The organism is Mycobacterium deserti (assembly GCF_025345615.1).
Taxonomy (GTDB): Bacteria; Actinomycetota; Actinomycetes; order Mycobacteriales; family Mycobacteriaceae; genus Mycobacterium; species Mycobacterium deserti.
Genome location: NZ_JAODWD010000001.1, coordinates 50,884 through 75,735 on the forward strand (window position 1 = coordinate 50,884; position 24,852 = coordinate 75,735).

Consider the following 24,852-nt stretch of genomic DNA (forward strand, 5'->3'; position numbering starts at 1 on the left):
TGCGTCAGTACGAGTCGGCCAGCCGCATCCACTCGTACGGCGGCTGTTGCGGCCAACCCTGAGGCGAGTCCTCCCACGTCTCCTGACGCCCGTATGGGGTGAGGTCGAGCAGATCGAACACGACCATGAACGGCTCCTCGCCGCGGTCGAACGTCTGCCATGTGTGAAAGACCCGGTCGCCGTCGCGCAGGAACACACTGATCGATTGGCGCTCTTGGCCGTCAGCCGTCGCGTGGAAATCGTCGTTGAACGTCGTGCCCGCCGACGACGCCCACGGCAATTGCCATCCCATCCGCTCACGGAACGCCAGCAACTTGGGCAGTTCGGCGCGCGACACCAACACCAACGACGTGTCCTTGGCGTGCAGATGCGACAGCGGCCCGATGTGGTCGGCCATCAGCGAGCAGCCGTCGCAGCCCTGCTCCCAGTCGGTGCCGAACATGAAGTGCTGCACGATCAGCTGCCGCCGGCCCTCGAACAGATCGAGCAGCGAGGCACGGCCGTTCTCGGTTTCGAACGTGTACGACTCGGTGATCTCGACCATCGGCAGACGCCGGCGCGCGGCGCTGACGGTGTCTTTGAGCCGCATCAATTCCTTTTCCTTGACCAGCAATTCGGCTCGGGCCCCGTCCCATTCGGCGCGTGTCACGATCTGCGGCAACGCTCTGGCGGTCGTCGTCATGAATGCAGCTTGCCACGCGACGGCTGATACGTTCGGGCACGTGCGCACCACGTTCGAGTTCGACTTCGAGACGACGGCGACACCCGAGCAGGTTGTCGAGCTGATGACCGACTTCTCCCCCGACCGACCGCACCGCTGGCCCGCGTCGTCGGTTGAGGCGTTCGAGGTGTATCACCTCGGCGAGACCGAGGCCGACATCCGCGAGGGCCAGGACATGCCGAAGCTGTGGGCCAGATGGCACTACGACTGGTCGACGCCGGGCACCGTCACGCTGACGATCACCGAAAGCACGGCGCTGCGAGCGGGCGGATTCATGCGGCTGACCGCCACGCCGACGCCGCAGGGCGGCAGTTCGGTGCACGCGATCTGGGACCAGACGTCGAAGAACCTCACCGGGTTGATCGCGGTCACCGTGATGCGGTTCATCGGTCCGCGGACGCTGGGGTCCTATTACAAGAAGGTCTACGACGGTTTGGACGCCTAGAAGTCCCTGACGGCGTCCGCGATCCGACGGACCTGGTCGACGTTGGAGCTGGTCGGGATGAGGTGAACCTCGTCGGCGCCGATCGCCTCGAATCGTCGCAACACATCGAGCAATTCGCGCTCCGTGCCCGCCCACCCGGTGCTCGGCGCCATCGCGTCCACGATCTCGGCGGGCACCCAGTTCATATAGCGGCGCAGATGCCGATGCAGCTGGCGGCGCGTCGCGTCGCCGTCGCCGAGGGCGAACCAGAACGACGTCGCAAGGTGCGGCGCGGACCTGCCCACCTGCTCCCAAGCGTCGCGGGCGACGTCGAACAGCCGGGTCTCCTTCTCGACGTCGAGGTCGAGCGTCATTCCGGCCACGCCGTCGGCCCACGCGGCGGCGCTGCGAATGGTCTTGGGCCCCATCGTGCCGACCAGCAGCCGCGGCCCGCCGGTCTGCAGCGGTGGCGGCCCGACCGGGACAACGGACTCGGTGACCTTCTCGCCGGCCCAGATTCGCTTCATCACCGCCACCCGCTCGGCCATCCCGCGCATCGTCTGCGTCGCCGGATCGGCGCCGACGGCGCGGTAGTCCTCATGGCGCCCACCCACGCCGAGGCCGACCGTCAACCGGCCGCCGCTGAGCATGTCGGCCGTGGCCAGGGCCTTGGCCAACATGACCGGGTCGTGCAACTGCGGCACCACCACCGTGGTCACCAGGCGCACTCGATCCGTCCAGGCCGCCAAGGCGCCCAGCAGCGTCAGGCACTCGGGGTTGTCGAACGCGATCCGCTCGCCCCAGCACAGCGACGAGAACGGTCCCTCGTCGATCAGTCGCGCCCACGCCCGCAGCGTGTCGGCGTCTAGGTGGGGCTCCATCACCGGCATCGTCATCCCGATCCGCACGCGGCGATTCTGGCACGCGTCCGGTCGGCCCGAACGGCGACGACTGGTTTCGCGCGCGCCCCATCGAGGGCAGCATGAAGGTATGGCAGCCCGCGTACCGGAGCTCCGTCTGCGTGCGCCGACGGCGGAACTGCTCGCGCTGCCGTGGGAACTGCCGTTGTCCGAGTGGACGGTGCCCGACGTTCCGCTGCGCGACATCGCGGTGGGGCCCAGCAGGCATCTGGTGAAATTCGTCGAAGCGGACAACGCGCTGTGGGCGGTCAAGGACATGCCGCCGCGTATCGCCGACAAGGAATTCACCGTGCTGCGCCGGCTCGAGGACATGGGCCTTCCCGCGGTGCGTCCGGCCGGCCTGGTGCGCCAACCCGAGTACGACACCGCCCTGCTGCTGACCCGCTATCTCGACGGTTCCTGGCAATACCGGCGCCTGTTCAAGCGTCTGCCTGCCGATCAACCCAAGCACCGGGCCAGGCTGTTCGACGCGATGGCCAACCTGATGGTCGAGCTGCACCGCCACGGTGTGTTCTGGGGCGATTGCTCGCTGGCCAACACGCTGTTCACCCGGGACGGCCAGGTGCTGCAGGCGTCGCTGGTCGACGCGGAGACCAGCGAGGTGCATCCGGTGTTGTCCGACGGCCAACGCGAGCACGACATGAGCATTCTCGTAGAGAACGTTGCCGCGGGCATGGTCGACCTCGTCGCGCAGCTGGACCGCTTGGAGCTCGAAGAGATCGTGATCGAGGAAGCGTTCGATATCCGCAACCGCTACGAGCAGCTGTGGGAGATCCTGCACGCCGAACCGGTCTTCGGCATGTCCGACCGCTACCGCGTCGAGAGCACCATCCGGCGGCTCAACGACCTGGGTTTCGCTGTCGACGAGATCGCCCTGCGGCCCGTGGGCGCCGAACCCGACCGGCTGCGGCTGCACGTCGCGGTCGGTGACCGCCGCTACCACGCCCAGCATCTGCGGGAGCTGACCGGCCTCGATGTCGGTGAGGGCCAGGCGCAGATCCTGCTCGGTGATCTGCACACCTACCAGGGACTGCTGTGCCGCGAAGCGGGTTATTACGTCGACGAGTCGACTGCGGCGCGGCTGTGGGTGATGGAGGTCGCGACACCCGAGATGCACCGCGCGCACAATGCGGTCCGCGGAACCGGCACCCCGATCCAAGCGTACTGCGATCTGCTCGAGGTCCGCTGGCTGCTCAGCGAACGCGCAGGTCGCGACGTCGGAACCGAGGCCGCGCTGGCCGCGCTCGCCCGCGACGTCATCCCCACCGACTCAGCGGCGAAGATGGCGGTGGCGGAGATACCGACCGCACCGATGCCGGTGATCGACGCTGACGAGCCGTGAACGCTGGCAGCATGGAACCCATGGCCATCACCACCACATCCATCGGGCACATCCGGCTCACGGTGACCGACATCGACCGGTCACGGCAGTTCTACGAGAGCGTGTTCGATTGGCAGGTGTTGATCGAACTGCCAGAGAAGGCGGACAGCGCCACCCGCGAGGCACTGAGCTTTCTGTTCGGCGGGGTGATCTATGACCTCGGCGGCACGCTGGTAGGCCTTCGCCCGGTGGCCTCAGACCGCTTCGACGAAGACCGCGCAGGACTGGACCACCTCGCGTTCCGGCTCGGCGGCAAATCCGAAATCGACGATGCGGCAGCACATCTCGACAGCCTGGGAATCCCCCACGAGCCTGTCAAGGACATCGGCCCGTCCTACATTCTCGAATTCCGCGATCCGGACAACATCGCGCTGGAGTTGACCGCCCCGAAGTGAGCGATTTCGGTGCGCAAACGTTCGCGCAGCGACTGTTTGCGCACCGAAATCACGAGGAGCGGGGGTTTTCCCCCACCAAGTTCTGGGGAAAACGCTGTGTCGCCCGCGGACCGATGTCCATAGGTTGAAGACATGGTCGCAGTCACCGACACGAGTCCAGACGTCACCCCGACGCCTGCCGACACCGACGAACAGCCCACCCCCACGTCGTCAGTCCGCACTCTAGGGATCGTGCCGACCGCATCGATGGTGACCGGCGCCGCGATCGCCACGGTGTGGATCTGGATCCCGTTGACGATCCTCATCATTGGGATCTCCTCGATCCCGAGCGGCATCGGGTTCGCGGTCGCGGCCGTGCTGTTCGTCTACCTGATGCGCGGCGTCGAGTGGGTAGAGCGGATGCGCAGCGAGGCGGTGTTCGCCATGGGCATCGCCGTCCCGCCGCGGCGGATCTCGCCCAACAGCGGCGTCCAGCGCTGGCTGCACCAGCTGTGGCTCGACATCAGCAGCGCCAAGTTCTGGAAAGCCACGGCGCATCACTACCTACGGATGCTCTATGACCTCCTGGCCGCGGGCATTGCATTCGGTCTGTTGGTGTTCGCCATTCTCGGTCCCGCCGCGGCGATCGCGATCAACCAGAGCGACGACGACGCCGGGCTGGATTTCGTGCCGCCGTGGGTGGCGTTCCTCCTCGCCGCGGTCGCGGTGGTCGCTGCCGTCGCGATCCTGTTCTTCGCCCCTGCGGTCGACGCCGCGATCGACCGGTGGCTTCTGTCGCCGTCGTCGACGGCCGCGCTCGAGCATCAGGTCAGCGCGTTGGCCGACGCTCGTCAGGGCGCGGTGTCGTCGGCGCAAACCGAGCGCCACCGCATCGAGCGCGATCTGCACGACAGCGTGCAGCCGCGGCTGGTGTCACTGGCCATGACCATCGGGTTGGCCCAGACGAAACTCGACACCGATCTGCCCGCGGCCAAGACGCTGATCGCCGAGGCGCACGACGACGCCAAGAGCGCGCTCGTCGAACTGCGCAACGTCGTGCGCGGAATCGCGCCGACGATTCTGTCCGACCGCGGCCTCGATGCTGCGCTGTCGTCGGTGGTGCAGCGGTCTGAAAAGAACGGCGTGCCGACGACACTGAACGTTCACCTTCCGCGCCGGCTGCCCGACGAGGCCGAGTCGGTGGCCTATTTCGTCGTCGCCGAGGCGTTGACCAACGTCGCCAAACACGCCCAGGCGGCACAGGCGGTCGTCACCGTGCGCCTCGACGAGGCGACCGACGAGTTGTACGTGACGGTGTTCGACGACGGCCGCGGCGGCGCGGAGATCACCGACGACGAGAACGCCACCGGACTGCGGGGTCTCGAGGAACGGGTGCGCGCGGCCCGCGGCACCTTCGCCGTGTCCAGCCCCGCGACGGGCCCGACTATCGTCACCGCGGTGTTGCCATGCGGATCGTGATCGCCGAGGATTCCGCCCTGCTGCGCGCGGGAATCGAGCGGATCCTCACCGACGCCGGTCACGAGGTGGTCGCCGGCGTGCCCGATGCGACCAACCTGCTGCGGCTGGTCAACGAGCAGCGACCCGACCTGGCGATCCTCGACGTGCGGATGCCGCCGACATTCACCGACGAGGGCATCCGGGCAGCGGCGCTGCTGCGCAAACAGAACCCGGAGTCGCCGGTGCTGGTGCTCTCGCATTACGTCGAGGAGCGCTATGCGGCCGACCTGATCGCCTCGGACACAAAGGGATTCGGCTACCTGCTCAAGGACCGGGTGGCCGATGTCCCGGCTTTCCTCGACGCGGTCGGGGTCGTCGGCGGTGGCGGCACCGTTCTCGACCCCGAAGTGGTGTCGCAGATACTGGTGCGCTCACACCGCCGCAGCGCGCTTGAAGCCCTCACCCCGCGCGAGAGCGAGGTGCTGCAACTCATGGCCGAGGGCAGGACGAACTCGGCGATCGCGTCGGCGCTGCACGTCTCCGTGGGCTCCGCCGAGAAGCACATCGCCTCGATCTTCACCAAGTTGGACCTTGCTCCCGACGAGAGCGAGAACCGCCGCGTGCTGGCGGTCCTGCGCTACCTCGAGTCCTGAACCTGCGGAAGGAAATTCATCGTGACCACTCTGGCTCCCCCACCACCAGCACCGGCTACCCCGCCTCCTCCCCTCTCCCCTGGCGGGCGCACCGCGGTACGCGTGACGCTCATCGTCGCCGCGGTCGTGCTGGTGGTGGGGTCTCTCGTGTCGCTGGGCGTCATCGCGTTCGGCATCAGCGGTTTTCGGGTGATCACGGATTCCAAGGCGCTGCCTTCGCAGATGCGCGCGCTGGTGGTCGACACCGGCTCCGTTCCGGTGGCGGTGCGGATCACCACCGACCGCAACGCCAGCGAACCCCGCGCCGACCTGCGCATGGTGAATTCGATGCGGGCAGGCGCAAACCCGTTGGGAGTCAGCGTCGATCGTGGCGAGACTCGCATCACCATCAACGGTGAATCGTCGCCGTTCCTGCAGTGGAGCCGGGGCGGGGAGATCTCCGTCGTACTGCCACCGGATCTGGCCCGCAGGTTGACGGTCACCACACGCCAGGACAACGGCGTCGTGCTCGCCCAGGCCGATGTCGATCAGCTCAACGCGAATACCGACAATGGTGCGGTCATTCTCAGCGGATCCGCCCGCAGGATCGAGATCCACACCGATAACGGCGACGTGGTCACCCCCGACCGGATCTCGGTGTCCGAGGCATTCATCGCTACCACCGACAACGGTGCGGTCAAGGTGGACTTCTCCGAAGCCGCGCCGAAGACGATCGACGCCACGAGCGATAACGGTGACGTCGTCATCGCGCTGCCGGCGCGTGGCCCATACGTGGTCAACGCCAGCACCGACAACGGCGACGCCGTCGTGCGGGTGCCGCAGACGCAAGACCGGGAAGCGGCGGCGGCCGTCGTGACCGTCCGCTCGCAGAACGGTGACGTGGTCATCGAGGACCTGCGGTAGTCGCCAGCCGTCAGGTGAGGCGGGAGAAGATCTCGGCGACAGTGCCGGCTCTGGCGTGCCGGAACCCGATACCGGCCCAGACGTTGACGGCGTCGGGCGAGCCTGCGCGCACCGACGCCGCCCGCAGCGGACTGGTCAGGTAGTGCACCTCCGGATAGCCGAACGGCGCGTGGGCCTCGTGCTCGTCGATGAATCGGTTGCGGAGGCCGCGTGCGTAGCGACCGGAAAACGCTTTCGTGACCGCGGTTTCGGTGAACCCGCCATCCTGCAGCGCGGCACGATGCACCGGGCTGCTGCCCGCCTCGTCGGCGAGCAGAAACGCCGTTCCCAGTTGCGCAGCCACCGCGCCCGCGTCGCGGACTCGCGCGATGTCGTCGGCGGTCATCAGTCCCCCCGCGGCCACTACCGGCAGACCCAGCGTCGTCACCGCGGCCAGCAGGTCGTCGAGCGGCTGGGCAGACGGCTCGGCGGTCGTATCGAAGGTGCCTCGGTGCCCGCCCGCAGCCGGGCCCTGTGCGGCCAGTGCGTCGACACCGCATTCGATCGCCGCCTCGGCCTCCGCCAGCGTCGTCACGGTTCCGACTGTGGTGACGCCCGCCTCGCGCAACCGGCGGCACTCGTCGGCGCTGGGCAGCCCGAACGTGAACGACGCCACCTCCGGTCGGACGTCGAGAAGGACGTCGAGCTTGGCGGCCCACGCGTCGTCGTCGAAGCGCGGCTCCCCCAGTTGGGCGCCATAGCGCTCCGCGTCGGCTGCAAGTGCGGCGGTGTATCGCTCGATGGCCTCGGGTCTTGCCGCACTGGGTTGCGGCACAAACAGATTCGCGCCGATCGGGCCCTGCGCCTGTTGGCGGGCCGCGGCGAGCCGTTCCCCGAACGTGTCGGCGCTCAGGTAGCCGCCGGGTACGAAGCCCAGCCCGCCGGCGTTGGTTCCGGCCGCGGCCAGTTCGGGCGTCGACGGCCCTCCCGCCATGGGCGCGACGATCACGGGAACCGACAGCTCCCTCAGGTCGAATCTACTCATCTACCTCACCGCCTTCGCGAACAGCAGGCAGTCCTGCGGTTCATCGCCGATGTTGGGAAGCACTGCATAGCGGACGAGGCGACCCTCGCATGTCAGCCCGCATCGTTCCAGCACCCGAGCCGACGCCGTGTTCTCGACGGAGCAGTACGCCGAGACGCGGAACACCGTGTCGTCGCGATGGGCTTTGTCGAGTATCAGCTGCACCGCCTCCGACATGTAGCCGCGCCCCCACCACGGACGGCCCAGGTAGTAGCCGAAGTCGATGATGTGGCGCTGCGGGCGTCGCCATCCGATCGCGCCGATGAGGTCGCCACTGTCGCGCAGGTCGATCAGCCAGGTCGTCTCGCCACCGACGTTGAACAGTCCGGTGATGACCCGTCGGGTCTCCTCGACGTCGCGGTGCACAGGCCACGACATGTATCGCGAAACCTCCGGGTCGGAAGCGATCCTTTCGAACAGCGGCTCCGCATCATCGAGAGTCGGGATCCGCAACGTGACCCTCGAACCGTTGAGCACCTCGACTTCCGTCACTTCTCCATCGTGCATCGTTGCCGCAACCGAGTTTGTGATGGTTGACTAAAATCACATGGCTATCACCTTCAACCACACCATCGTTGCCGCGCACGACCGCGAAGAGTCCGCGACGTTCTTCACCGAACTGTTCGGGCTGCCGAGCGCCAGGGAGTTCGGGCCGTTCCTCGCCGTGGAGCTCAATCACGGCGTCAGCCTCGACTACGCACAAGTCGCGGTCGGCGAAGAGATCCGCCCGCAGCACTACGCGTTCCTGGTCTCGGAGGACGAGTTCACCGACATCTACGGGCGCATCCGGGAGCGCGGCCTTCAACACTGGGCGGACCCGATGGGCAGTAGGCCCGGCGAGATCAACCGCAACGACGGCGGTCGGGGCGTGTACTTTCAGGACCCGTCCGGGCACTACCTGGAGATCCTCACCCGGCCCTACGGGTCTGGCGCGGACTGATCCTCGACGCGAGCAGCGCGACGCCGTCGCCGTTCAAGTGAGCCAGCCGCAGCGGCCGGCTGCCCAGAACAGACACCAGGTCGACGGCGCGACCCTCGACGACCGGCCCGCGTTCGCCGTGCGCCCAGTCGACGTCGGTCGCCCGCAGCCGCAGGCCCCGGCTGTTGCGGAAGGCGGGCACGAACGGATTCGGCACGGCCACTTGGGTGTCGAGCACCGCAATCACCGCGTCGGGCGGAATCGCCGGTCGGCGGTCGAGGGCGAACAGGATGTCGAGCTCGTGGGTGATGTGATCTCCGAGCAGCAGCCGCGGCGGAAAGACTCGTCCCAGTCCGCGCGGCCGGGTCACCAGAACCGCGAAGTCGTCGAGCAGCTCGCCCGCACCGCGCGACCGTGCAAGTGCGCGCGCCAACGCGGTGTTCGCGCGGTCGAATGACCCGCCGTGGCGCACCATCTCGGTCGTGAGCACGCCCACGCCGGTGCGGTAGCCGATCACGAGATGGGCGAGCACCTCATGGTTGGACCAGGCGTCACACAGGCTGGGACTGGCCCACTCGTCGCGACTCAACGTGGCGGCCATCGCGTTGAATCTGAGGTCGCTGACGCGCAACAGGTCACGGGCGGACACGGAGATGCTCCTGCAGGAACGCGGTCTGGTCGGCGAGCACGCGGCTGACCAACGGTGGATGGTAGATCGCGAAGTGGTCGCAGGCGTAATGCCTTGCGTGGCCGCGGGGGGCGCGTTCGGCGACCAGCGCCGCATAGCGCGGGTCCATCAAGGTTTCGCGGTCACACACGCAGACCAGCAGGGGCGCCTTGACGTCGCGTGCGTGCCGCAGCGCTGACGTCGTCACCATGGCCAGCGCGTCGGCAGCAACAATCCGGTTGTCGAACGTTGCTCCCGGCGGCACGGTGGAGTTCCAGCCTTCTTCGGCGCCCGCGACGGAGACCATCGCACGGCTTCCCGGCGGCCCGACGATCGGCACATAGCGGCGGCCGCGTCGCATGACACGTCGCACGATGTCGCCGGTGACGGCGGGCGCCAGGCGTATCGGGGCCGAAAGGCCGAGCCTTCGGGCTGCTCCCGGACCGTGCACGATCGGGCACTGCACCACGGCGGCGGCGATGTCGTTGCGACCGGCCGCCACCCGAACGACGTTCATGGCGCCAAGGCTGGTCCCCCACAAGCCGATGCGGTCGGGGTCGATGTCCGCGTGCGACGCAAGGTGCTCCAGCGCTGCGACGACGTCGTTGCCCTGCTGTCGCGCGGCAATGTGTTGTCGCGGTTGGCCATCCGATGCGCCCGTATTGCGGTAGTCGAAGGCCAGGGTGGCGATGCCGGCCGCGGCGAAGTGCCGTTCGTACTGCGGCAGCATCATGTCGTGGGTGGCGCCCAGACCGTGTACCAGCACCACCGCCGGATGCGGACCCGTGCTCGAGGGCATCGTCAGCCAGCCTGCGCATCGGACGCCCTGCGAGCGGAAGTCGAAGCGTTCGGTCGGAACCACTGCGGGCATGTGCCCTCCTTCATAAGTACGTTGTACGTGTCGTGACTGTCTCTCACGTACGATGTACTTGTCAAGGCGCGGCCAGCGCCCGCATGAAGGGAACGGAGCCGCATGCGCGCACGGTTCACCGCCGAGGAGATCGCCGCCGCGGCGCTGGCGATCGTTGACGAGAACGGCGTCGGCGCGCTCAGCATGCGCGCGTTGGCGGCCGCACTCGGAACCGGTCCGATGACGGTGTACAACTACGTGTCCGACAAAGAGGGACTGGAGGAACTCGTCGTCGCGGCGGTGGTCGCCGGCGTCAGAGTTCCTGCGCCGACCGAGAATTGGCTCGACGACGTGTACGCGGTCGCCGCGGCGATGTGGCAGGGCATCCGCGCGCATCCGGCTGCGATCCCGCTCGTGCTGACCCGTCGCACCTCGTCGGCAACGGGATTCGCCGCGGCCGACGCGATGATCGCAGCACTCGACCGCGGCGGATTGGCCGACGCCGACCGCTTGGCGGCGTTTCACGCGGTGCTCGCCTTCGTGGTGGGCGCCGCGCAGGCAGAACTCGCGGGTCCGTTGACGCGCGGACGCGACGCGGGCGACGCGGCGAGACGCATCGGCTCGGTGGCCGGCACCGGCTATCCCCACGTCGAGGCACTATCACGGGTCGCAACCCGGACTTCGGTCGACGACGATTTCGACCGTGGCCTGCGAATGCTGCTCGACGGGATCGCCGCCCGAGGCAAACGCCCTCGCTAGCCGAGCGAGTGGCCCCGCTTCTCCTCCTGGCCGCGGTAGTCGTCGGCCAGCTTGCCGACGTGCCGGGGCAGCGACCCCGCGGCCACATCGGCCAGGCTCGTCTCTTCAAGCACCGATCGCATACTCGCGCGCAGCGCACGCCAGACGTCGGTCAGCGCCGTCGTCGGCCCCGAGTACGGCAGGTCGCCGAGGCCGATGTCACGCACACTGGCGAGCGGGCCGTCGATGCAGCGCAACACGTCGGCGATGCTGATGTCGCCCGCAGGCCGGGCCAGTTCATATCCACCTTCGCGGCCCCGCTGACTGCGCACCAACCGATCGGTTCGCAGGGCGGAGAGGATGTCGACCAGAAACTGCGGCGGAATGCCCTGCGCCTTGGCCAGATCGTCGGTCTTGACCAGCACACCGTCATCCGCAGTGGCCAACTGCACCATCGCGCGCACGGCGTACTCAGCTTTGGCCGACATCCGCATGAGGCAAGGTTAGTCAGGGTCAGCCCGCGGTGACCGCGAGCACCGCGTCGGCGAACTCCGGACGGCACACCACGAGATCCGGCAGCAGCGGGTCGGGCCGGTTGTAGACCAGCGGCGAACCGTCGATGCGCGACGTGTGCAGACCGGCCGCCCGGGCCACCGCGACGGGTGCCGCGGAGTCCCACTCGTACTGGCCGCCCGCGTGCACGTAGATATCCGAGATGCCCTGGACAACCGAGGCGACTTTGGCTCCCGCCGAGCCCATTTCGACCAGCGTGCCATCGAGCGCGTCGCGCACGGCCAAAGCGATCGCCGGTGGCCGGGTCCGTGACACCACGATGCGCGGCCGATCGGCCGTCGCGGGTGGCGGGGTGACGGCAGGCGTGGCGAAGGTGCTGCCCTGGGCGGGCAGCGCAACGGCGCCGGCCACGAGTTCACCGGAGTGCCACAGCGCGACATGCACGGCCCAGTCGTCGCGCCCCAGTTCGGAGAACTCCCGGGTGCCGTCCAGTGGGTCGACAATCCACACCCGTTCGGCCGACAGTCGCGCGGGGTTGTCGGCGCCCTCTTCCGACAGCACCACGTCGTCCGGCCGCTCGGTGGCCAGCGATTCCGCCAGGAAGTCGTGGGACCGCTTGTCGCCCGCTGCTTTTCGCTCGCCCTCGCTGGCGTTCGCGAGTTCCCTGCGGACACCGAGCAGCAGCTCGCCTGCGGCTGTCGCCAGCCCTGCGGCGAGGTCGTGGTCGGTCACCGCCGGCTTTCCAACATCTCGATGACCATCTGTGCCAGCTCGTCGGGCGTGCGCTCCGGCGTCAGCTGCAGATCCGGATTCTTCGGCCGTTGATACGGGCTGTCGATCCCGGTGAAGTGCGTGATCTCACCGGCACGCGCCTTGGCGTACAGGCCCTTCGGGTCGCGGCGCTCGCAGTCCTCCAGGGGGGTGTCGCAGAACACCTCGAAGAAGTCCAGACCTGCGTCAGTGGTGACCTTGCGCGCCAACGCCCGATGCTCCTCGAGCGGACTGATGGCAGGCACCAGGACCACCTGGCCGGAGTCGGCGAGGATCGCCGCCACGTGTGCCAGCCTGCGCTGGTTCTCGGCCCGGTCGGCCATCGAGAAGCCGAGGTCGGCGTTGAGGCCGTGGCGCAAGTTGTCGCCGTCGAGAACGTAGGCCGGCACGCCCTTTTCGAGCAGCTTCTGCTCGACCAGCATCGCCACCGACGACTTGCCCGACCCGGACAGCCCCGTGAACCAGACCGTGCGGCCCTTCGACAGCCGGTCCTCGGCGTTGCACAGCGATTCGTGGCGCACGGTGTTGGGGCTCGAGGTGCGCGCCGCGACGTGCGGCAGGATCATGCCCGCCGCGACAGTGCCGTTGGTGTTCGGGTCAATCAGGATGAACGATCCGGTCGCCGAATTGCGGCTGTACTCGTCGAGCAGCAGCGGCACCTGGGTGCGCAGCGAGATACGGCCCAGCTCATTGAGTTTGAGTGCCGTCGCGGACTTGTCCCGATGCAACGTGTTGACGTCGAGCCGGTAGTCCAGGCCGGTGACCTTTGCGCGAGTGGTGCGGGTGGTGTGCTTGATCAGGTAGTCGCGGCCGGGCTCGAGCGCCGAACCGTCGGCCATCCAGCACACCGTAGCGTCGAAATCCTGCGCCACCCGTGGCTGATTGTTGGGCCGCGCGATGAGATCGCCGCGGGAGATGTCGATGTCGTCGGTGAGGCTGATCGACACAGCCATCGGCGGGAACACTTCGTCGATCGGACCGCTCGGGCCCTCGATCGCGGCGATCCGCGACGCCTGGCCGCTGGGCAGTACGACGACGTCATCACCCACCCGCATCACGCCACCGGCCACCGTGCCCGCATAGCTGCGGTGGTCGTGGTGCTCGAGGCTCTGGGGGCGAATCACGTACTGGACGGGGAATCGCACATCGGTGAGGTTGCGGTCGCCCGCGACATAGACCTCTTCGAGATGGGCCAACAGCGGCGGCCCCTCGTACCACGGCGTGTTGTCGGATTTCGTGACGACGTTGTCGCCGTTGAGCGCCGACAACGGAATGGTCGTGACGTCCTGGATGTCCAGCCGCGCGGCGAACTCGTAGAAGTCGTCGCGAATCTTCTCGAACTGCTCTCTGTCCCAGTCGATCAGGTCCATCTTGTTGACCGCGAGAACGACGTGGCGGATGCCGAGCAGCGAGGCGAGGAAGGCGTGCCTGCGCGACTGCTCGAGCAGGCCGTGGCGCGCATCGACCAAGACGATCGCGAGCTGCGCCGTCGACGTGCCGGTCACCATGTTGCGGGTGTACTGGATGTGTCCCGGTGTGTCGGCGATGATGAATTTGCGCTTGGGCGTGGCGAAATAGCGGTACGCGACGTCGATGGTGATGCCCTGCTCGCGCTCGGCGCGCAGGCCGTCGGTCACCAGCGCAAGGTCGGTGTAGTCGTGGCCGCGTTCCTTGGAGGTGCGCTCGACGGCGGCGAGTTGGTCCTCCATCACCGCCTTCGAATCGAAAAGCAGCCGGCCGATCAGCGTCGACTTGCCGTCGTCGACAGAGCCCGCGGTCGCGATGCGAAGCAACGTTGCCATCAGAGTTCCCTTTTCTTCGCGCAAGCGCTCATCAGAAATACCCCTCGCGCTTGCGGTCTTCCATGCCTGCCTCGGAGATCCGGTCGTCGGCGCGGGTGGCGCCGCGTTCGGTCAGCCGTGAGATGGCGGTCTCGGCGATCACCTCGGAGACCGTGGCGGCCGTTGACTCGACACAGCCGGTGCAGGTGACGTCGCCGACGGTGCGGAACCGCACCGACTTCTCGACCACCTCTTCGTCCTTGCGGGGCTGCAGGTATTTGTGCACCGCCAGCAGCATTCCGTCGCGTTCGAACACCTTGCGCTGGTGCGCGTAGTAGATCGACGGCAGCTTGATCTTCTCGGCACCGATGTAGCTCCAGATGTCGAACTCGGTCCAGTTCGACAGCGGGAACACCCGAATGTGCTCGCCTTTGTGGTGGCGGCCGTTGTAGAGGTTCCACAGTTCGGGCCGTTGCCTTTTGGGGTCCCACTGACCGAACTCGTCACGAAAGGAGAACACCCGCTCCTTGGCGCGCGCCTTCTCCTCGTCGCGGCGGGCACCGCCGAATGCGGCATCGAACTTGTTCTCGCGGATGGCACGCAGCAGCGTGACTGTCTGCAGCGGGTTTCGCGACGGGATGGTCTCGACCACTCGCCCCGCGTCGATGTCGTCCTGCACCTTGGCGACGATCAGGCGGACGCCGGCCTCCTCGACGAGTTCGTCGCGTGCCTGCAACACTTCGTCGAAGTTGTGGCCCGTATCGACGTGCATCACCGGGAACGGCAGCCGGCCCGGCCGGAACGCCTTCAGCGCCAGGTGCAGCATGACGATGGAGTCCTTACCGCCGGAGAACAACAGCACCGGCCGCTCGAACTCGGCGGCAACCTCGCGGATGATGTGGATCGCCTCGGCCTCCAGCGAGCGCAGATGGCTGAGCTCGTAGCGGCCCGCCGCGGCCTGCTCGGTGGTGGTCATCATTTCCCCGTAAAGTTGGTAGAAATGGCCAGATTTATCTGCATAACCAGATATGAAACCAGCCGCGACCGGCGATTGTCAACGTTCTGTGGGCCGCCGCTCCGATTCGCGCTGAGTTAGCGGGTGACCTCGTTCAAACGGCCGGTCGCGACGTCGAAGACGAAGCCGCGCAGCGACTCGTGCTTGGTGACGAACGGGCTGGCCTCGATCCGGCGCACTGACTGACGCACGTCCTCTTCGAGGTCATTGAACGCCTCCGCGGCCCACCCGGGCTTGATGCCGGTGTCGTCCTGGATTGCACGCTTGAAGTCGTCATCGGTGAAGGTCAGCATTCCGCAGTCGGTGTGGTGGATCAGGATGATCTCTTTGGTGCCGAGCAGCCGCTGGCTGATGGCCAGCGACCGGATCTCGTCGTCGGTGATCACACCTCCGGCGTTGCGGATCACGTGCGCCTCACCGTCGCCGAGGCCGAGGATCCGGTAGACGTCGAGCCGGGCGTCCATGCACGCCACCACCGCCACCTGCCTGCTCGGAGGCAGCGGCAATGGTCCGGAGAAGGAACCCGCGTACGCCTCGTTGTTCTTCAGGTACTCGTCGGTGACGGACATGAGTCGACGATAGACCCGCGGTTCCGCGGACAGCAGGCGGCGAAGTCGTCGCCCGAACAGGTCGAGGAGGGCTAGTTTGAGCGAGACATGGCCATTTCTGCGCGCAGCCTCGTGGCGCGCAGGGCAATCGCAACGGAGAACGGGCCGAAGAATTTCGCCAATTCCTGGTTCTGGCTCGCCGTCGGGGCGGCGCTGCTTCCGTTCGGTGTATTCCAGACAATCCTGCCGCTTGCGGCGTGGTGCGCACCCGTCTTCCTTCTGAGGTTCTCCCGCACGCAGCGGGCCCGTGTAGCAGTGCCAGTGCTGGCGCTGGTCCACTACCTCGCGAGCATGATCTCGCTGCGCGGCGGACTCATTCCGGAAGACCTGCTGGCTTTCTACGCGTTGGGTGGCGTCCTGGGCGTCCTTCCATTCGTCACCGACACCGTGCTGCGCACGCGGCTACCCGGGTGGGCCCGCACCCTGGTTTTCCCGTCGACTGCTGTCGCGCTGGACTGGGCGTTCGGGTTGAGTTCACTCGGCACTCTGGGCTCGGTCACCTACAGTCAGTTCGGCTTCGCGTCGCTGACGCAACTGGCTTCCGTCACCGGGATCTGGGGCATCACGTTCCTGATCGTGTGGCTCGCACCGGTGACGAATGAGCTCTGGGAGCATGGGTTCGATTGGCGTGCAACATATCCGGCCGTCATACCCTTTGCAGCCGTTCTGCTGCTCACGATATTGCTCGGCGAGCTACGGCTGGCGTTCTTCGAATCTACCGTTCCGACGGTGCGGGTGACCGCGCTCACGCCCGATCGCGAGCTCAGCCTCGGCGTGCGTTCTGCTACCGGGGCCGCGCTGGCGAGCGGCGACGAGGAGGTGCGGGCCGCCGCGCGCGCACAGTATGAGCCGATCACCGCGGACCTCCTGATGCGCACCCGCAGCGAAGCGCGGGCCGGCGCCAAAGTGGTCAGTTGGTCCGAGGCAGCTGCGCTCGTGCTAAAGGAGGACGAAGCGGCGTTAATCGGCCGCGCGCGGACCCTCGCACGCGAGGAGGGTATCTATCTTTCGCTCGGCCTCGTCGTCCAGTCACGCACGGACCGACACCCGTTCGCCGAGAACCGAGCGGTCATGATCGACCCGTCGGGACAGGTCGTTCAGGACTACTTCAAAACCGTTCACCCACTCGGCGAGGCTGAGTACTTCGCACCCGGGCCGGGCGTGATAGCGACAACCGACACGCCATACGGTCGGATCGCCACTGTGATCTGCTTCGACGCGGACTTTCCAGCGCTGGTTCGCCAGGCCGGTCAGGCCCGGGCAGACATACTGCTGGTGCCATCGAACGACTGGCAACCGGTCGACACGATCCACGCTCGCGCCGCGACATATCGAGCCGTCGAAAACGGACTCGCGCTCGTTCGCCCGACCGGCAACGGTATCTCGATCGCGGTGAACCACCTGGGGCAAACCCTGGCGACGGCTGATTACTTCACGACTCCGGCCCTGACAATGGTGGCCGACGTGCCCACGCGTGGCGTTGCGACCGTGTACGCGCGACTCGGCGACACGTTCGCGTATGTCTGTATCGCTCTGCTGGCACTTCTCGGAGCAGCGGCGCTGGCGGCAGGGCGAATCGGCAGACGATAAGGGGACAGCGCCCTGCCGGGCGACGCACGGTTACTTGCTGATTGGTGCGCTCAGGTCGTAGACCGTGGTCCCCCCGACGTCGATCGGCGAGAAGGTCTGCTGCACCCACGCCGTGATGTCACTCGCGTTCTGCGAGCCGTGGCCGGGCGGGCCGCCGCGATGACCGGGAATGAAGTACCGAACCTGACCGTCGGCGACGTAGGCCTGGAACTGCGCCAGCGTCGGCGAGTTGTCCGACCCCGTGAAACCACCGATCGCCATGACCGACGCGCCGGTCTTGAGCTCCAGGTCGCCTGCGAGCATCGAGCCGACCGTGGCCGCCGCCCACCGGGTGTCTGCGCCGCCGACGAGGTGCTCGAGCGCGGGATTTTCCTGTGCGAATCCGCCGGGCCCGCGAGCACCGTCCGGCGATGTCTGATCGCCGCGGCTGGGCCCGGCCATGACCATCGGGCCGCTGTGCGTGTTGGTGACGGTCGCCAGGGTGTAGGCCGCAGGCGCGCCAACTCCGAAAAGCATTGCCCCGACGGCTACGACGGCCGTGACGCGGCCGAGCCGGTGAACGCCGACCACAAGTACCGACGCGGCCATCACCGACCCTGCCAGCACGATCCAGCGCAACGCGGGCCACCAGTCGGGCGTGCGGTCGAGCAGGATGAACGCCCACACGCCAGTGGTCGCCGACATGGCTGCCAGCACCAACCGCGGTCCGAAGAAGGCCCTGCCCCGCCACAGCTCACGCACCGAGATGCCGATCAGCGCCGCGATCGCGGGCGCCAGCGCCACCGTGTAGTACGGGTGGATGGTGCCGTCCATGAAGCTGAACACCGCGCCGGTCACCAGTAACCATCCGCTCCACAGCAGCAGTGCGGCGCGCAGCCGTCCGGTACGGACGGTGTGGCGGGTGAACCACAGACCGGCAACCAGACCGATCAGCGCGGCGGGCAGCAGCCAGGACGCCTCCGTTCCCATCGAGAGGCCGAAAAGTCGCCCGATGCCGGCCTCACCGCCGAAGAAGAGGTTGGCTCCACCTCCGGGCGGACCGCCGGGCCCGCCTTCGCCACCGGCGATGCGTTGAATGCCGTTGTAGCCGAACGCCAGTTGCAGCAGGCTGTTGTCCGTCGATCCGCCGATGAACGGTCGCGAGCCGGCGGGCCACAGGCTCACCAGTGCGATGAACCAGCCGGCCGAGACGATCATGGACGCCGCACCGACGGCCAAGGCGCCGACACGCTTCCACAGGCCAACCGGTGCCGCGACGAGGAACGCGAGCGCGAAGCCGGGCACCACCAGGAAGGCCTGCAGCATCTTCGTCAAGAATGCGAAACCCAGGGCGCAGCCCGCCAGCGCGACCCAGCGCGTGCTCGCCGTCTCGGTAGCCCGCATCATGAAGTAGGCGGCGACGACGAGCAGCAACACCAGCAGTGCGTCGGGATTGTTGAACCGGAACATCAATGCGGCTACCGGCGTCAACGCAAGGGCGGTCCCGGCCATGAGGCCTGCAGCCGGGCCGCTGCAGCGCCGGACCGTGGCGTACAGCACGGCGACAGCGCCCACACCCATCAGCGCCTGCGGCAGCAGCATCGTGAATGCGTTGAAGCCGAGGATCCTGCCGGACAGGGCCATCACCCACAGCGCGGCGGGTGGCTTGTCGACGGTGATCGCGTTGCCGGCGTCCAGTGAGCCGAAAAGCCACGCCTTCCAGTCCTGCGTCCCGGCTTGGACGGCGGCCGCGTAATAGCTGTTGGCCCAGCCCGACGAGCCGAGCGCCCACAGGTACAGCATCGCCGTGCCCGTCAGTAGTGCCAGCAGCGCGGGCCGTACCCAACGGGGCGCCGCGCCGGAGGCGCGATCTGTCTGGGTCGCGACGGGTGGTCGAACGTCTGCCGTGATGGCCATGAGTTGTGGTCCTCTGTGTCGTAGTGGTCAGCGGGCACGCCGGGGGTGAAACACCCAGCCCCGCAACAGAACAAACCGCGCCGCGGTGGATGTCAGATTGGCCGCCACGAGGACGGCCAGTTCGACGAGATGATGGGGTTGGGCCACCAGAAGGTGCAGCACTGCCAGCGTGCCGCTGGTGATGGCCAGTGCGATCGCGAACACGAGTAGGCCCTCGACGTGGTGCCGGGCGACCATGGCGCGACCGCCGACACCGAACGTGAACCGCCGATTGGCGGCGGTGTTGCCGATCGCGGTGAGCAGGAGTGCGACGAGGTTGGCGGCCTGGGCGCCGAGCCAGCCCTGCATGAGCATGAACAGCACCACATATGCGGCGGTCGACACGACGCCGACGGCGCCGAACCGCACCACCTGCCGGATCAACGATCCCGGTGCGGCCGAGTCGCGTGGCGATGCCAGTTGGGCGGCAATGGTGTTCACCGGTATCGAGCCGTTGGCGAAGCCTCGCAACATTCGTCCGATGCCTTTCAGGTCGGCGGTGGCGGTCGCGACGATGTCGACCCGGCTGTCCGGATCGTCGACCCAGTCCACCGGTACTTCGTGAATGCGGAGTCCGCTGCGCTCGGCCAGCACCAGCAGTTCGGTGTCGAAGAACCATCCGGCGTCAGCGACGTGCGGCAGCAGGCGGTGCGCGACGTCGGCGCGAATGGCCTTGAAGCCGCACTGCGCATCGGAGAACCCGGTCGCCAGTGTGGATTTGAGGATGATGTTGTAGCAGCGGGAGATCACTTCGCGCTTCGTGCCGCGCACCACCCGCGAGCCGCGGCCCAGCCGGGTCCCGATCGCGAGGTCCGAGTGGCCGGAGATCAGCGGCGCCACCAGCGGGGCGAGTGCGGCGAGGTCGGTGGACAGGTCCACATCCATGTACGCCAGCACCGGCGCGTCGGACTGCGTCCAGACGGCGTGCAGCGCGCGGCCGCGCCCCTTCTGCTGGAGCCGCATCACCCGTACGTCGCCGAGCTCGGCCGCGAGTTCGGCGGCGACGCACGGTGTTTCGTCGGTGCTCGCATTGTCGGCAATGGTGATGCGTGCCGGGAAGGGGAACTGTTCGCGAAGGTGGCGATGCAACCGGTGTACCGAATCGGACAGGACGGCCTGCTCGTTGTACACCGGGATCACCACATCGAGTACCGGCACGCCCGCGGCGCGGGCCGCTGCGGCGGCGTTCGGTCGCGGTTCGAAGCGGGTGCGCCCGGTGCTGCGGGCCAGGACGATGTCGGTCATGACAGCCATGGTCGGGTAGCGGCTTGTGCTGGCCGTGGGCCGTGGCTGTGCGCCCGCTATGAGTTCCGCGGCGTCTGGGTGAGGTCGTAGAGCACCACGCCCTCGACGGTGACGGGGGTGAATTGCTCCTGCACCCATTCGGCGATCGCTGCGGCCTCCCGGCTGCCGCTCGTGTGCGTTCCCGGACCGGGCATCATCCGTCCGCTGATGAAGTAGTGGATCTGCTTGGCGGCGACGAACGCCTGGAACTGCTGCAACGTCGGGGCCGGATCGGTGCCGTTGAAACCCCCGACCGCCATGACAGGTACGCCACCGGCCAGTTGGTAGCCCGCCGCATTGTTCGACCCGACAGTGGCGGCGGCCCAGGTGTACCGATCGGCGTCGGCCGCCACCGCGTTCGTCACTGCGGCCGCCGGCGTGGGCGCGTTGAGCAGCCCCGCCGGGCCCGCGAACCCGCCGTGCCGGGACGGACCGACCGACGGTACCGCCCCGCTGTGCGGGGTCACGGCAGTGGCGATCGAGTACGCGGCGGGTGCGGCCAGGCATGCCGCCATTGCGAGCGCGGCCACGGCCTGGGCCGCTGTGCGCGTCATCCTGCCCGCGACGAGGAGCAGCGCGGCGGCGCCCACTCCCGCCACCGCGACGATCGCCCGCAACCACGGAATCCACTCGGCGTTGCGGGCGAGCAACACGGCCGCCAGTACCGTCGTGACGAGTACCGCTCCCGACAGCGCCGTCGCAGCGCGGATATCGGAACGGTTGCGCCACAACAGCGTTACTCCGATGCCGACACAGGCGCCGATCGCGGGCGCCAGCGCCACCGTGTAGTACGCGTGGACGATGCCGTTGGCGAAGCTGAACACCACCGCGGTGACGAACAGCCACCCGCCCCACAGCATCAGCGCTGTCCGCGCCGGGTCTGTGCGCGGCGCACGCCGGCTGATGAGCAAACCTGCCGCGGCGCAGATTGCGCCGGCGGGCAGCAGCCAGGCGATGTCCAGCCCCATCCCCGCTCCGAACAGCCGACCCCAGCCGACATCGTGGTTGAGGTTTCCCAGGCCGCCGGGCTCGTCACCGGTCAACCGGCCAAAGCCGTTGTAGCCCAGCGTCAGCTCAACGATGCTGTTGTGCTGAGAGCCGCCGATGTAGGGCCGCGACGACGCCGGCCACAGTTCCACGAGCGCGAGGTACCACCCCGCCGACACCGCGAGGGCCAACGCCGCCAGCAGCAGGTCGCCCAGTCGTCGTCGCAGCCCGCGCTGTCCTGTGGCCAGATAGGCGACGGCGAAGCCGGGGAGCACGAGGAAGGCCTGCAGCATCTTGGCCAGGAAACCGAACCCGACGGCGACGCCTGCGCCGATCAACCACCACCGGCCTGCGTCTTTCTCGCACGCACGCTGCACCCAGTACGCCGCGCCGACCAGGAGCAGCACCAGCAGTGCGTCGGGATTGTTGTAGCGAAAGATCAGCGCCGCAGCGGGCGTCAACGCCATGACCGTTCCGGCCAGTAGCCCCGCACCCGGTCCCGCAACGCGCCCCACCGCCAGGTACAAGAGCCCGACCGCTGCCACGCCCATCAGCGCCTGCGGCGCCAATACGCTCCACGGGTTGAGACCGAAGATCCGCACCGACACGTCGATCACCCACAGCGCGGCAGGGGTCTTGTCCACCGTGATCGCGTTGGCTCCATCGCTTGAGCCGAACAGCATTGCGGTCCAGTCGGTTCCGCCGGCCTGCCCCGCCGCCGAGTAGAAGGCGTTTGCCCACCCACTCGCCGACAGTTTCCACAGGTATAACGCCGCCGTAGCCGCGAGCAGGACGCTCACCCCCACCCGGGGCAAGACAGATGCCCCGCCGTCGCGGTATGTCCGGGCGATATCTGGTTGGTTCGCGCAGAGAACGACGGTCACTGAGGTGAGTCTGACCGGGCGGGCTAGGCGCTGTATTTGGCGCCGCTGTGGGCTTGCTGTGGATCGCCCGGCAATGTCACGACGAACTCGGTGCTGCCCGGCTTGCTGCGCACGTCGATGGTGCCCTGATGTGCTTTGACGACGGCCGCGACGATCGCCAGGCCGAGTCCGGTGCTGCCACCGCGTCGTGAGCGCGACGAGTCGCCGCGGGCGAACCGCTCGAAGATCTCCGGCCGCAGCCATTCCGGAATGCCTGGGCCGTTGTCGGCGACGGTCAGCACCGCGGTGCCGCGGGTATCGACGGTCAGCGACGTGGTGACCGACGTTCCCGGCGGCGTGTGTGTCCGCGCGTTGGCGAGCAGGTTGGCGAGTACCTGGTGGATGCGGGCTTCGTCGCCGATGACGACAACGGGCTCGTCGGGCAGGTCAAGCGACCACTCGTGTTCGGGACCGGCGATGTGGGCGTCGCTGACGGCGTCGACGACAAGCCTCGAGAGGTCCACCGATTCGCGCTGCAGAGGTCGCCCGGTGTCGAGCCGCGCGAGCAACAGCATGTCCTCGACGAGTTGCGTCATCCGTCCGGTTTCGGACTCGACCCGATTCATCGCATGCGCGACGTCGTCGGGTACGTCGGCGCTCTTGCGTTGCGCCAGTTCGGTATAGCCGCGGATCGCGGCGAGCGGCGTGCGAAGTTCATGGCTCGCGTCGGCAACGAACTGGCGCACTCGGGTCTCACTGGCGTGGCGAGCGGACAGGGCCGACGCGATGCGGTCGAGCATTCGGTTCAGCGCGAGTCCCAGCTGGCCGACCTCGGTGTGCGCCGCGGCCGGGTCCACTTTGACGATCGGCGTGGGCAGCCGCACCTCGCCGCGGTCGAGCTCGAGATCGGCGACCTGCCTGGCCGCCGCGGAAACCCTTGCCAGCGGGTCGAGTTGGCGGCGGATGATGATGATGCCCGCCGTCGTCCCCACGATCAGAGCAATGGCTCCCACGACGGCGAAGATCACCACTACGGTCAGCAACGTGTCGTCGACTTCGGAGGTCGGCAGCCCGGTCACGATCGACTGCGCGGGCCCGTGTGCGCGCAGGGCGATGACCCGGTAGTCGCCCAGGCCATCGAGGTCCACCGTGATAGGCCTGTCGAGCGGGACATCGGCCAACTGTCGGGCTGCCTCGTCACTGATTGCGGCCTGGGTTCCGTCGGCGGTGATGACGCCGGCGTCGAGGGCGGTTCCGCGCGACACCACCGCGCCGACGGTGCGCGCGGCCTGTCCCGGTGCGTTCAGGAAGGCCGGACCCGGCCCCAATTGATCGCGGATGATGAGGCGCCGCGGGAATCCGGGCGGCGGCCGGAATACGGGCGACGGGGGTGGACCGAACTCGAAGATGCCTGTGGAGCGCCGACCGGTTTCGGCCAGCCGGTCATCGAGCTGATCGGTCAGAAAGTGCTGCAGCGCCAGCACTGTGCCCACGCCGATGACGGCGCACACCACCGCGAGGAGCACAATCTGGGTGGCGAGCAACCGGGCCCGCAGCGACCATGCGCGCGGCGAGCGGATGCGCCGGTCAGCGCGCAGGCTTGAGGACATACCCGGCACCGCGCAGGGTGTGGATCATCGGCTCGCGGCCGCTGTCGATCTTCTTGCGCAGATACGAGACATACAGTTCGACGATGTTGGACCGCCCGCCGAAGTCGTAGCTCCACACCCGGTCGAGGATCTGCGCTTTACTCAGCACGCGTTTGGAGTTGCGCATCATGAACCGGAGCAGCTCGAATTCCGTGGCGGTCAGCGTGATCAACTCGCCGGCGCGGGTGACCTCGTGACTGTCCTCGTCGAGCACGAGATCGCCGACCACGATCTTGGCGCCGCCGGCTTCACTGGTGACGCCGGTGCGGCGCAACAACGCGCGCAAGCGCAGCACCACCTCTTCGATGCTGAACGGCTTGGTGACGTAGTCGTCGCCACCCGCGGTCAGCCCGGCGATGCGGTCCTCGACCGAATCCTTGGCGGTGAGCAGCAGCAGGGGCAGCCCGGGAATCTGCTCACGCAGCTTGTGCAGCACCTCGAGGCCGCTCATATCCGGCAGCATCACGTCGAGGACGACGACATCGGGCGGCGTCTGGCGCGCTTGCGTGAGCGCGGTCGTCCCGTCCCCCGCGGTCGTGATCTCCCAGCCCTCGTAGCGCAGCGCCATCGACACCAGTTCGGCCAGCACCGGTTCGTCGTCGACGACCAACACATGGATAGGCTTGCCGTCGGCCCGTCGCATGACGACGCGCCCCTGCTCGTTGACGGCATTGGTGGCCACGCTCTCATTATCGGCGGTGCCTATGGGGTAGTGCTGTGCGCTTCCTATGCGCGGGCTGTGAATCCCAGGCACACATCGAGCGTTGAGTTCGCGCACAGCCGCT

At 67.7% G+C, this 24,852-nt stretch carries 24 protein-coding genes and 1 pseudogene; 9 read left to right on the plus strand and 16 right to left on the minus strand.

What is annotated here, in order from left to right:
- Positions 1–4 precede the first annotated feature (4 nt).
- On the minus strand, positions 5–682 hold the full coding sequence (locus N4S67_RS00265) for a DUF899 domain-containing protein (protein ID WP_260990943.1): 678 nt from the start codon (positions 680–682) through the stop codon (positions 5–7).
- A 40-nt stretch (positions 683–722) separates the two neighbouring features.
- Between N4S67_RS00265 and N4S67_RS00270 the strand changes: the two genes are divergently transcribed.
- Positions 723–1,166 carry a hypothetical protein gene (locus N4S67_RS00270; protein ID WP_260990944.1) on the plus strand — a complete coding sequence of 148 codons (444 nt, stop codon included), beginning with the start codon at positions 723–725 and terminating at the stop codon, positions 1,164–1,166.
- Here N4S67_RS00270 and N4S67_RS00275 read toward each other — a convergent pair.
- Positions 1,163–2,041 (minus strand): LLM class flavin-dependent oxidoreductase, encoded by an 879-nt coding sequence (locus tag N4S67_RS00275; RefSeq protein ID WP_260991990.1) that lies wholly within the window; start codon positions 2,039–2,041, stop codon positions 1,163–1,165. The two genes, N4S67_RS00270 and N4S67_RS00275, sit on opposite strands and share 4 nt — an antisense overlap.
- A 94-nt stretch (positions 2,042–2,135) precedes the next feature.
- On the opposite strand from N4S67_RS00275, the gene N4S67_RS00280 reads away from it, so the two are divergent.
- The 5 genes from N4S67_RS00280 to N4S67_RS00300 all read left to right on the plus strand — a co-directional run bounded on the left by N4S67_RS00280 (position 2,136) and on the right by N4S67_RS00300 (position 6,834).
- Positions 2,136–3,407, plus strand: coding sequence for a DUF4032 domain-containing protein (locus tag N4S67_RS00280; RefSeq protein ID WP_260990945.1), 1,272 nt, complete (start codon positions 2,136–2,138; stop codon positions 3,405–3,407).
- Between the two features lie 20 nt (positions 3,408–3,427).
- On the plus strand, positions 3,428–3,841 hold the full coding sequence (locus tag N4S67_RS00285) for a VOC family protein (RefSeq protein ID WP_260990946.1): 414 nt from the start codon (positions 3,428–3,430) through the stop codon (positions 3,839–3,841).
- Positions 3,842–3,973: 132 nt separating this feature from the next.
- Complete coding sequence (locus N4S67_RS00290; RefSeq protein WP_260990947.1) at positions 3,974–5,299, plus strand: sensor histidine kinase; 1,326 nt, start codon at positions 3,974–3,976, stop codon at positions 5,297–5,299.
- The gene (locus N4S67_RS00295) at positions 5,287–5,931 is read left to right on the plus strand and encodes a response regulator transcription factor (RefSeq protein WP_260990948.1); all 645 of its coding nucleotides are present in this window, start codon (positions 5,287–5,289) and stop codon (positions 5,929–5,931) included. Before N4S67_RS00290 ends, N4S67_RS00295 begins: the two co-directional genes overlap by 13 nt.
- A 21-nt stretch (positions 5,932–5,952) precedes the next feature.
- Positions 5,953–6,834 carry a DUF4097 family beta strand repeat-containing protein gene (locus N4S67_RS00300; RefSeq protein ID WP_260990949.1) on the plus strand — a complete coding sequence of 294 codons (882 nt, stop codon included), beginning with the start codon at positions 5,953–5,955 and terminating at the stop codon, positions 6,832–6,834.
- 10 nt (positions 6,835–6,844) lie between these two features.
- Here N4S67_RS00300 and N4S67_RS00305 read toward each other — a convergent pair whose 3' ends face one another.
- Together N4S67_RS00305 and N4S67_RS00310 are read right to left on the minus strand one after the other, a co-directional pair.
- The gene (locus tag N4S67_RS00305) at positions 6,845–7,858 is read right to left on the minus strand and encodes a nitronate monooxygenase (protein WP_260990950.1); all 1,014 of its coding nucleotides are present in this window, start codon (positions 7,856–7,858) and stop codon (positions 6,845–6,847) included.
- Positions 7,859–8,389: a GNAT family N-acetyltransferase gene (locus N4S67_RS00310; protein ID WP_260990951.1), complete on the minus strand. Its 531-nt coding sequence runs from the start codon at positions 8,387–8,389 to the stop codon at positions 7,859–7,861.
- 55 nt (positions 8,390–8,444) lie between these two features.
- Here N4S67_RS00310 and N4S67_RS00315 point away from each other — a divergent pair, with 55 nt between their 5' ends.
- Positions 8,445–8,837, plus strand: a complete 393-nt coding sequence (locus N4S67_RS00315; RefSeq protein ID WP_260990952.1) for a VOC family protein — start codon at positions 8,445–8,447, stop codon at positions 8,835–8,837.
- Here N4S67_RS00315 and N4S67_RS00320 read toward each other — a convergent pair.
- Positions 8,806–9,465, minus strand: coding sequence for a maleylpyruvate isomerase family mycothiol-dependent enzyme (locus N4S67_RS00320; protein ID WP_260990953.1), 660 nt, complete (start codon positions 9,463–9,465; stop codon positions 8,806–8,808). The two genes, N4S67_RS00315 and N4S67_RS00320, sit on opposite strands and share 32 nt — an antisense overlap.
- Positions 9,452–10,444, minus strand: a pseudogene (locus N4S67_RS00325) (alpha/beta hydrolase); the annotation flags it as partial. The gene N4S67_RS00320 and the pseudogene N4S67_RS00325, both read right to left, overlap by 14 nt.
- A 12-nt stretch (positions 10,445–10,456) precedes the next feature.
- Between N4S67_RS00325 and N4S67_RS00330 the strand changes: the two are divergent.
- The gene (locus tag N4S67_RS00330) at positions 10,457–11,092 is read left to right on the plus strand and encodes a TetR/AcrR family transcriptional regulator (protein ID WP_260990954.1); all 636 of its coding nucleotides are present in this window, start codon (positions 10,457–10,459) and stop codon (positions 11,090–11,092) included.
- Here N4S67_RS00330 and N4S67_RS00335 read toward each other — a convergent pair.
- From N4S67_RS00335 to N4S67_RS00355, 5 genes are all read right to left on the minus strand, one after another.
- Positions 11,089–11,565 (minus strand): Rrf2 family transcriptional regulator, encoded by a 477-nt coding sequence (locus tag N4S67_RS00335; protein WP_260990955.1) that lies wholly within the window; start codon positions 11,563–11,565, stop codon positions 11,089–11,091. The genes N4S67_RS00330 and N4S67_RS00335 overlap by 4 nt on opposite strands.
- 19 nt (positions 11,566–11,584) lie before the next feature.
- A complete protein-coding gene (locus N4S67_RS00340) occupies positions 11,585–12,316 on the minus strand; it encodes a 3'(2'),5'-bisphosphate nucleotidase CysQ (RefSeq protein ID WP_260990956.1) in 732 nt (243 codons plus the stop codon).
- Entirely contained in the window at positions 12,313–14,157 is a 1,845-nt protein-coding gene (cysC, locus tag N4S67_RS00345) for an adenylyl-sulfate kinase (protein WP_260990957.1), read from the minus strand. Before cysC ends, N4S67_RS00340 begins: the two co-directional genes overlap by 4 nt.
- Before the next feature lie 31 nt (positions 14,158–14,188).
- Positions 14,189–15,115, minus strand: coding sequence for a sulfate adenylyltransferase subunit CysD (cysD, locus tag N4S67_RS00350; RefSeq protein WP_390893160.1), 927 nt, complete (start codon positions 15,113–15,115; stop codon positions 14,189–14,191).
- A 113-nt stretch (positions 15,116–15,228) separates the two neighbouring features.
- On the minus strand, positions 15,229–15,720 hold the full coding sequence (locus N4S67_RS00355; RefSeq protein WP_260990959.1) for a beta-class carbonic anhydrase: 492 nt from the start codon (positions 15,718–15,720) through the stop codon (positions 15,229–15,231).
- An 87-nt stretch (positions 15,721–15,807) separates the two neighbouring features.
- On the opposite strand from N4S67_RS00355, the gene N4S67_RS00360 reads away from it, so the two are divergent.
- Positions 15,808–17,349: a nitrilase-related carbon-nitrogen hydrolase gene (locus N4S67_RS00360; RefSeq protein WP_260990960.1), complete on the plus strand. Its 1,542-nt coding sequence runs from the start codon at positions 15,808–15,810 to the stop codon at positions 17,347–17,349.
- 30 nt (positions 17,350–17,379) lie between these two features.
- On the opposite strand, the gene N4S67_RS00365 is transcribed toward N4S67_RS00360, so the two are convergent.
- Genes N4S67_RS00365 through N4S67_RS00385 form a run of 5 tightly spaced genes read right to left on the minus strand, consistent with a single transcriptional unit; the run spans position 17,380 to position 24,710 of the window.
- The gene (locus N4S67_RS00365) at positions 17,380–19,245 is read right to left on the minus strand and encodes an ArnT family glycosyltransferase (protein WP_260990961.1); all 1,866 of its coding nucleotides are present in this window, start codon (positions 19,243–19,245) and stop codon (positions 17,380–17,382) included.
- 27 nt (positions 19,246–19,272) lie between these two features.
- Entirely contained in the window at positions 19,273–20,529 is a 1,257-nt protein-coding gene (locus N4S67_RS00370; RefSeq protein WP_390893161.1) for a glycosyltransferase, read from the minus strand.
- 56 nt (positions 20,530–20,585) lie between these two features.
- On the minus strand, positions 20,586–22,406 hold the full coding sequence (locus N4S67_RS00375; protein ID WP_260991991.1) for a glycosyltransferase family 39 protein: 1,821 nt from the start codon (positions 22,404–22,406) through the stop codon (positions 20,586–20,588).
- Positions 22,407–22,462: 56 nt separating this feature from the next.
- Positions 22,463–24,028: a sensor histidine kinase gene (locus tag N4S67_RS00380; protein WP_260990963.1), complete on the minus strand. Its 1,566-nt coding sequence runs from the start codon at positions 24,026–24,028 to the stop codon at positions 22,463–22,465.
- Positions 24,006–24,710, minus strand: coding sequence for a response regulator transcription factor (locus N4S67_RS00385; protein WP_260991992.1), 705 nt, complete (start codon positions 24,708–24,710; stop codon positions 24,006–24,008). The genes N4S67_RS00380 and N4S67_RS00385 overlap by 23 nt, the downstream gene beginning before the upstream one ends.
- Positions 24,711–24,852: the final 142 nt, after the last annotated feature.

Bases quoted from the DNA above. Each gene is read 5' to 3' on its own strand.
- N4S67_RS00265 (WP_260990943.1), bottom strand. From the start codon at position 682: ATGACGACGACCGCCAGAGCGTTGCCGCAGATCGTGACACGCGCCGAA.
- N4S67_RS00275 (WP_260991990.1), bottom strand. From the start codon at position 2,041: ATGACGATGCCGGTGATGGAGCCCCACCTAGACGCCGACACGCTGCGG.
- N4S67_RS00280 (WP_260990945.1), top strand. From the start codon at position 2,136: ATGGCAGCCCGCGTACCGGAGCTCCGTCTGCGTGCGCCGACGGCGGAA.
- N4S67_RS00285 (WP_260990946.1), top strand. From the start codon at position 3,428: ATGGCCATCACCACCACATCCATCGGGCACATCCGGCTCACGGTGACC.
- N4S67_RS00290 (WP_260990947.1), top strand. From the start codon at position 3,974: ATGGTCGCAGTCACCGACACGAGTCCAGACGTCACCCCGACGCCTGCC.
- N4S67_RS00295 (WP_260990948.1), top strand. From the start codon at position 5,287: ATGCGGATCGTGATCGCCGAGGATTCCGCCCTGCTGCGCGCGGGAATC.
- N4S67_RS00305 (WP_260990950.1), bottom strand. From the start codon at position 7,858: ATGAGTAGATTCGACCTGAGGGAGCTGTCGGTTCCCGTGATCGTCGCG.
- N4S67_RS00315 (WP_260990952.1), top strand. From the start codon at position 8,445: ATGGCTATCACCTTCAACCACACCATCGTTGCCGCGCACGACCGCGAA.
- N4S67_RS00330 (WP_260990954.1), top strand. From the start codon at position 10,457: ATGCGCGCACGGTTCACCGCCGAGGAGATCGCCGCCGCGGCGCTGGCG.
- N4S67_RS00335 (WP_260990955.1), bottom strand. From the start codon at position 11,565: ATGCGGATGTCGGCCAAAGCTGAGTACGCCGTGCGCGCGATGGTGCAG.
- cysC (WP_260990957.1), bottom strand. From the start codon at position 14,157: ATGGCAACGTTGCTTCGCATCGCGACCGCGGGCTCTGTCGACGACGGC.
- cysD (WP_390893160.1), bottom strand. From the start codon at position 15,115: ATGATGACCACCACCGAGCAGGCCGCGGCGGGCCGCTACGAGCTCAGC.
- N4S67_RS00355 (WP_260990959.1), bottom strand. From the start codon at position 15,720: ATGTCCGTCACCGACGAGTACCTGAAGAACAACGAGGCGTACGCGGGT.
- N4S67_RS00360 (WP_260990960.1), top strand. From the start codon at position 15,808: ATGGCCATTTCTGCGCGCAGCCTCGTGGCGCGCAGGGCAATCGCAACG.
- N4S67_RS00365 (WP_260990961.1), bottom strand. From the start codon at position 19,245: ATGGCCATCACGGCAGACGTTCGACCACCCGTCGCGACCCAGACAGAT.
- N4S67_RS00370 (WP_390893161.1), bottom strand. From the start codon at position 20,529: ATGACCGACATCGTCCTGGCCCGCAGCACCGGGCGCACCCGCTTCGAA.
- N4S67_RS00380 (WP_260990963.1), bottom strand. From the start codon at position 24,028: ATGTCCTCAAGCCTGCGCGCTGACCGGCGCATCCGCTCGCCGCGCGCA.
- N4S67_RS00385 (WP_260991992.1), bottom strand. From the start codon at position 24,710: ATGCGACGGGCCGACGGCAAGCCTATCCATGTGTTGGTCGTCGACGAC.